The organism is Capnocytophaga sp. oral taxon 332 str. F0381 (assembly GCF_000318275.2).
GTDB classification, from domain to species: domain Bacteria; phylum Bacteroidota; class Bacteroidia; order Flavobacteriales; family Flavobacteriaceae; genus Capnocytophaga; species Capnocytophaga bilenii.
Window position 1 is genome coordinate 1 of record NZ_KB291329.1, and the last position, 7,227, is coordinate 7,227.

The 7,227-nt window shown below is 42.1% G+C and carries 5 protein-coding genes; all 5 read left to right on the forward strand.

Going from position 1 to position 7,227, the window contains the following annotated elements; genetic code table 11:
• Positions 1-187 precede the first annotated feature (187 nt).
• The 5 genes from HMPREF9075_RS08640 (at position 188) to HMPREF9075_RS08660 (ending at position 7,041) form a co-directional block, all read left to right on the forward strand.
• Entirely contained in the window at positions 188-2,431 is a 2,244-nt protein-coding gene (locus HMPREF9075_RS08640) for a nitric-oxide reductase large subunit (protein ID WP_009416160.1), read from the forward strand.
• A gap of 185 nt (positions 2,432-2,616) precedes the next feature.
• Positions 2,617-2,916 carry a hypothetical protein gene (locus tag HMPREF9075_RS08645; protein WP_034557310.1) on the forward strand — a complete coding sequence of 100 codons (300 nt, stop codon included), beginning with the start codon at positions 2,617-2,619 and terminating at the stop codon, positions 2,914-2,916.
• Between the two features lie 60 nt (positions 2,917-2,976).
• Positions 2,977-5,292: a TonB-dependent receptor domain-containing protein gene (locus HMPREF9075_RS08650; RefSeq protein WP_009416162.1), complete on the forward strand. Its 2,316-nt coding sequence runs from the start codon at positions 2,977-2,979 to the stop codon at positions 5,290-5,292.
• A gap of 13 nt (positions 5,293-5,305) precedes the next feature.
• Positions 5,306-6,046: a hypothetical protein gene (locus tag HMPREF9075_RS08655; protein ID WP_009416163.1), complete on the forward strand. Its 741-nt coding sequence runs from the start codon at positions 5,306-5,308 to the stop codon at positions 6,044-6,046.
• Positions 6,047-6,066: 20 nt separating this feature from the next.
• Positions 6,067-7,041 (forward strand): hypothetical protein, encoded by a 975-nt coding sequence (locus HMPREF9075_RS08660; RefSeq protein WP_009416164.1) that lies wholly within the window; start codon positions 6,067-6,069, stop codon positions 7,039-7,041.
• Positions 7,042-7,227 lie beyond the last annotated feature (186 nt).

Consider the following 7,227-nt stretch of genomic DNA (forward strand, 5'->3'; position numbering starts at 1 on the left):
GAGAAATCACTCGCTGGTTTTTTTGTTGGGGGATTGTGCTGTGTGTTTGTTGTTGGGGATTGAGTTTTAATTGATAATCTTTCTAAATATCAATATTATCGGAAAAAAATATCTTTTTTTCATTAAAGATATAATTATCTTTTATAAATTTGCAGCGTGAAATTAAAAACACTAATTTTAAATTGTTATGACAGCTAAAAAATTATGGTTTTGGCTTGGAGCGACAGTAGCCGCTTCATTCCTTGTGCTGATTTTTTACGGTGTTGAAATTTACCGTACAGCACCGCCTTTCCCTACTAAGATTGTCGTTAATAATGGCGATCTTCTTTATGAAGGGCAAGACATTAAAGATGGTCAGAATGTTTGGCAATCTATGGGTGGTCAAACAGTAGGTAGTATTTGGGGACACGGAGCTTACATCGCTCCCGACTGGAATGCTGATTACCTACACCGCGAATCAGAAGCTTTGCTAAAAATTTATGCCGAAGAAGACGGTAAAGTGTATAGCGAGCTTACTGAAGAAGAACAAGCTAAGTATCAGGTAAGATTGCGTAAAGAATTGCGCAACAATACCTTTGATGAAGCTACAGGCGTGATTACCTTCTCGCCAGAACGTGCTAAAGTTGCTAAAGAACTTGCTGACTATTACCGTCGCTTGTTTATGAACGACCCTGCACTTAAAACTACTCGTGTGCATTACGCTATCCCCGATAATGCTATCAAAGATGAAGCTCGTATGGCACAAATGAGTGCATTCTTTACTTGGACTTCTTGGGTATGTAGTACCAACCGCCCAGGTAGTGATGTTACTTATACCAATAACTGGCCTTATGACCCTGTGATTGGTAACCACCCTTCTACTTCACTACAAATGTGGTCGGGCTTTAGCGTGCTAATGTTGCTTTTTGGTGTTGGTTTATTGGTATATTACCACGCAAGCAACAAAGAAGAAGAAGAAAGCGAACATCTTCCTGCACAAGACCCTATGCGTGGTTTAAAGCCTACCCCTTCAATGAAAGCTACTCTCAAATATATTTGGATTGTATCTTTGCTTATCTTGGTACAAATGGTAGCTGGGGTAATTACAGCTCACTACGGGGTAGAGGGTGAAGGTTTCTTCGGTATCCCACTTGATTTGATATTACCACAAGCTATTACCCGTAGCTGGCACGTGCAGCTGGCTATCTTCTGGATTGCAACCTCTTGGTTGGCTACAGGGCTTTATATTGCCCCTGCAGTATCAGGCTACGAACCTAAATACCAACGTCTTGGCGTGAATGTTCTCTTTATTGCCTTGTTGATAGTTGTATTAGGTTCGTTGGCAGGACAATGGTTTGGAGTAATGCAAAAATTAGGCTTGGTAGAAAACTTCTACTTTGGTCACCAAGGATATGAGTATTTAGAGTTGGGTCGTTTCTGGCAAATCTTATTGCTTGTAGGCTTGTTCTTATGGTTGTTCTTAATGGTAAGAGCCTTGTTGCCTGCTTTGCGTAAAAAAGACGAAAACAGACACTTATTATTGCTCTTTGTATTAGCCTCTATAGCTATTGCTGCTTTCTATGGTGCAGGATTAATGTACGGACGCCAAACACATATGGCTATTGCCGAATACTGGCGCTGGTGGGTAGTGCATCTTTGGGTAGAAGGCTTCTTTGAAGTATTCGCTACTGTAGTAGCAGCGTTTTTGTTCTCACGTATGGGCTTATTGCGTTTGAAAGTAGCAAGCGCTTCAGTATTGTTCTCTACAATTGTATTCTTGGCAGGAGGTATCTTGGGTACATTCCACCACTTATACTTTAGCGCAACCCCTACAGGAGTATTGGCATTGGGTGCTACCTTTAGTGCTTTAGAGATTGTACCTTTGGTACTCATCGGTTACGAAGCTTATCACAACTACAAAATTTCTAAAACTACAGAGTGGATAAAAGCTTATAAATGGCCTATTTACTGCTTTATAGCTATGTGTTTTTGGAACTTCCTTGGTGCAGGTATCTTCGGATTTGCTATCAATCCTCCTATAGCGCTTTATTATATACAAGGGTTGAACACCACCGCAGTTCACGGGCACGCAGCCTTGTTTGGAGTGTATGGTATCTTAGGTATAGGTTTAATACTATTCGTATTACGCGGTCTTTACCCCGATCGTCATTGGAATGGCAAACTCCTTGCGTGGGCATTCTGGCTTATCAATATAGGTCTGTTAGTAATGTTAGTAGGCAGTTTGTTGCCTGTAGGTATCTTGCAAGCGATAGAAGCTATCCAAAATGGCTATTGGTCAGCTCGTTCTGAAGCGTTTATGCAATCAGAACATATGCAAATCATTCGCTGGTTGCGTATTCCAGGTGACTTGCTCTTGGCTTTTGGTGAATTGCTATTGGTATACTTCATCATCGGTTTGCAAACAGGTTGGTCGTTAAAAGAAAAACGATAATAGCGATTTTATTTATATGATAGAAAAGGCTACCCCACTTTTTTGAGGTAGCCTTTTCTATTTTTTCTGTTAAAATTCATCTTTTTCTTGTTAGCTATTATTTTTTTTTATACTTTTGTGCCGTCAAGACTATGAAAAAGAAGCATTTGCATAATCGTTATGGCGTCCTTTTGCTACTGCTATGTATGCTGAAAGTCGCATTTCCTGTAGGAGAGTTTTTTCATAAACACCTTACAGAGAAAGAGTTATGTGCTATAGCTTCGGGTGATGAGTGCCACCACAAAGCTCACTTTTCATCTGTAAACACCCACTACGATTGTATTTTCTTACAGTTACATCAGTACTTTATTGGTACAAGCGTTCTTCACTTCCTTATAGAACTACCTACTGAAGTAACTACTTTTTTTCTTCAAAATAATATTTACCAAACAACTTCTGTTGTTTTCTCACGAGGGCCTCCTGCTAATTTAGTAGTTAACGCTTAGTATTTGATGACTAAGGTCTAATAACAAACGACTAAGGTCTAACAACTAAATTCAATTTCTATGCAAAAGATATTTACTCTTCTGCTGCTTTTGTGTGCGCTTCCTATTTTGGGGCAAAGCCAATTACAACTGCAAGTAGAAGATACGCAGCAATTGCCATTGGCAGGGGCGGTGGTGCACTTTATGGGCAAACACTACCTCACCGATAGCAACGGCAAAGCAATTATTGAGAAAACAAGCAAAGGTTCTTATCCTATCAAAATTACCTATCTCGGTTATCACGATTACGAAGCAACGCTTGCGCTGCCTATTGCACAACCTTATAAGGTAGTGATGAAAGAAACAGTAAGTCAGCTGGAGGCTGTAACGGTAGTAGGTAATAACCCCACGAGAGTAAACTGCAAGTTCCCTTGCAAAATTGAAGTTATCAAAAAAGAGAATCTTACGCAGCATTTGGGTGACGAATTGGCTAAAATACTTACCCAAACAGCGGGCGTCTCGATGATACAAACGGGGGCTACCATTGCCAAGCCTGTTATTCACGGCTTGCACAGCAATCGTATTTTGATACTCAATAACGAGGTGCGCCAAGAGGGACAACAATGGGGTGCCGACCACGCTCCCGAAATAGACCCTATGGTAGCCGACCAGATAACCATAGTAAAAGGCGCTAATGCCGTGCGCTATGGCTCTGATGCCCTTGGGGGAGTCATCCTCATAGCGCCTAATAAGTTGCCCTATGGCGATGGGCTACACGGTAGATTGGCGCCTTCTTTCGCTTCCAATGGCAGAAAAACAGTCCTTACCGCAGTTGCAGAAAGTTCAGTGCCTAAGTTCCATTCGTGGGCGTGGCGCGTGCAAGGTACGCTGAAACGCTCTGGCGACCTCAGTACAGCTCACTATCTGCTGAACAACACCGCAGCCCGCGAGGCGAATTTTTCGGTAGCTACAGGTGTACAACAAAAGCAAGGTACTGCCGAAGTGTTCTACAGCCGCTATGAGAATGAGAGCAGCGTGTTCTACGGGTCGCATATTGGTAATTTAGACGATTTGTTAGGCAGGTTTGAAATCGGGAAGCCGCTTACTACCTATCCGTTTTCGTACACTATCAATGCGCCCAAACAAAAGGTAGTGCATCATCTGCTGAAAACCAAAGCGTTTTACTATATGCCTTTTGGCGGCAAGCTCACGGCACAATACGCTTTTCAGAAAGATATACGCCAAGAGTTTAGCGTGCGCCGTATGGATAGAACGCGTATCCCTGCCCTGAATATGGAGCTCACCACTCACACCCTCGACGTAGATTGGGAGCATAACTATAAGCATTGGCAAACGATGATAGGGGCGAGTTTTGGCAAGCAAGATAACTACAACCAGCCCGGTACGGGAGTAGTGCCTGTAATCCCAAATTTTGCTTCGCTTAGTTACGGAGCTTTTGGCATTCAGCGTTATGAACAGCACAATTGGTTGGCTGAGGCAGGACTTAGGTATGACTACAAGTACCTGAATGCCGATGGTTACGATATGTATTCGCAACGCTACGGGGGCGAACACCAGTTTCACAACATTACCTATAATGCGGGCGCTTACTACCATCATAATTGGATAGACATTGGCACCAGCATAGGCTTGGCTTGGCGTTCTCCTCACGTAAACGAGCTGTACAGCAGTGGGTTACACCATGGGGCAGGTACTTATGATTTAGGCGATGATACACTACAGTCCGAAACAGGACTTAAGTGGCTCACTACCTTTACTTATAGCCACTCCACATTACGGCTCAATGTAGATATGTATTTGCAATGGATAAAAAATTACATTTACGATTACCCTACAGGCGAAGTGCGTACTCTTTTTTCGGGCGTGTACCCTATCTTTCAGTACACCCAAGCCGATGCTTTCTTTAGAGGGATAGACCTCGAAGCAAGACTGCCGCTGCTGAAATGGTACCGACAGCGTAACCACACCTTAGCGTATGAACTAAAAAGCTCGGTAGTTTTTGCCAATGAGATGCGCACCCAGCGTTACTTTCCGTTTATACCCGCTCCGCGCCTAAGCCAGCAGTTGCAGTGGAATGCCGATAGCAGTACAAAGCTTATGAGGAAGTTTACAATAGGTATAGAACATACTTTTGTGGCTAAGCAAACCCGCTTTGAACCTGCCCAAGAGTTAGTGCCCACCACCCCCGATGCCTATCATCTTTTCGGGGCGCATATAGGCACTACCTTAAATATTAGCAAGCAGCAAGCGCTAAGCATTAGAGTTTCTGCCGAAAACCTTTTAAATACCGAGTACAAAGAGTACACCAATCGCTTTAGGTATTACGCCCACGATTTGGGTAGAAATGTATTTGTAAGGTTAAATTATAATTTTTAAACAGTATTCAAAAATGAAAAAAATAATAGGTTATTTAAAAACTATCAGTATGATAGTTTTAGTGTGTTTCGCAGTAAGTGGCTGTAGTAAAGACAAAACCAAACCCGCAGCCCCTACCGATGAAACTAAAGACAGAGGACACGATATGCCCGACAAGGTACAGTTTATCATCACCGATAAAGCTACTAGAGAGGTGCAAGAACGCACCGCCGATAAGTCGCCTAAAGGAATAGAGTATGACATTACTTCGCCTGTACAATGGAAAGTAGGGCACGAATACCTATTCGAGATAGTGTATTACAACAACGGACAGCGTATGAACCACGAGTTTGTAACTGCCGAAATGGCACCTATTCACCAGCACTTTTTTCAGCTATTTCAAGGTGAATATCCCAAAAATGGCGAAGGAAGAGCCGCTATGGTAGAGGCTATGAACAACCTTGTAAACTACACTTATGAGGATACCAACCCAGAGAATGGCACTTATGGCACACAAGGAGTAAGTTTGCGTTTGCGCACTTGGGATAAAAAACACCCAGAATTGCGCGACCCTATCGGGCTAAAAGGCATTTTTCATATCAAAGATGAGGCAACTGTGGGCAATTATAAGTTGCGCATCAAGTTAGCGCACTTTATTGTAGCCAACAAGTTAAATCCTCAAACTAAAGAAGAGCGCCCTTACAACGTGGTTGAATATAGCAATGCTTTTCAGTTGGATTCCGATATGATACTCCCCATAGAAATTAAACAATAACCCTTTTAACACTAAAAACAATGAAAAACATATATAATTTTTTAAAAATCGCATTGTTATCAATGTCTATTGCTTTTATCTCTTTTTCTTGTAATAAGAATGATGATAAAATAACACCTCCAAGCAAACAAAACCCCCAAACTGCTACCTCTACTACTGCTTCAACAGCTACTCAAACATTTGTAACAACTTGGAGCAAGCTCGAAGTGCGCTTTACCAAAGGGCATTCTCACGGCTATTTTCACGGCAACCCCGATTACCCCGTGAAATACCTCAAAACGGTACAGCATTTTTACTTCAATAATGTAAATGGCGTGCCTACACCTGCTGCCAATAACCCCACCGCTATCCGTTGGGAAGGAGCAGATGTAGTAGAAGACCATCACGATGATGAAGACGAAGACCACCATCACCACAGCAATCAAGGAGTGAGCTTATATGGTATAGAATTGATTTTTTACGATGCAAGTGGTAAGCGTATAAACACAATGCTAAGTACGGGCAACAACCCCAATCACTATCAATTCTTTTTTGTTGCCAATAACTTTGTAGCAGTAGCCAGCAATACCACTGTTCCTACCCAAGCAGAAGCACTCAACTACAAATACCGCGATACCAATCCTGAAGAGCTGTACATCAAAGGGGGAGCAGGAATTGATAAAAATCCAAACGCCCCTAAAGGAGTACTTCGCCAAGAACAGATAGGATTGAAAGGCTTTTTTGAAGTAAAACGAACCTATATCAATTTTGATTTGCGAATAGTATTGGGTTACTTTAGCAGCAAGCCTGCCGATTTAGCGTATAATACCGTCCCTAATAATAAAATATTAGATGTGAAAATCCCGATACATATCTATACCGATATTCTAAAAGAATACAAGCAAGTGGAAGACGCAATGCGTGAATTTGGTGTAAGCCAAGAAGAAATAGAAAAAGATCAAAGCGACATTTTAGCTTCAAATCTATCTCCCGAAAGCAGCGGTACTTTCTTGTAATAGCCAATCACAAAATAGCGCAAAGCACCACACAGAGGGTGTCCGAAAAGTTTTAAAAGTATGATTGCGCCACACACTTTGGCAAACTTTCAGAGTTTGCCAAAGTTTTTTTTTCGCTATTTTTGCCCCCCACTCTCACCGAATCTTGAGCGAACCTTGAGCGAAGGTTGAGCGAAGGTTGAGCGA

Bases quoted from the DNA above. Each gene is read 5' to 3' on its own strand.
- HMPREF9075_RS08645 (WP_034557310.1), top strand. From the start codon at position 2,617: ATGCTGAAAGTCGCATTTCCTGTAGGAGAGTTTTTTCATAAACACCTT.
- HMPREF9075_RS08660 (WP_009416164.1), top strand. From the start codon at position 6,067: ATGAAAAACATATATAATTTTTTAAAAATCGCATTGTTATCAATGTCT.
- HMPREF9075_RS08650 (WP_009416162.1), top strand. From the start codon at position 2,977: ATGCAAAAGATATTTACTCTTCTGCTGCTTTTGTGTGCGCTTCCTATT.
- HMPREF9075_RS08640 (WP_009416160.1), top strand. From the start codon at position 188: ATGACAGCTAAAAAATTATGGTTTTGGCTTGGAGCGACAGTAGCCGCT.
- HMPREF9075_RS08655 (WP_009416163.1), top strand. From the start codon at position 5,306: ATGAAAAAAATAATAGGTTATTTAAAAACTATCAGTATGATAGTTTTA.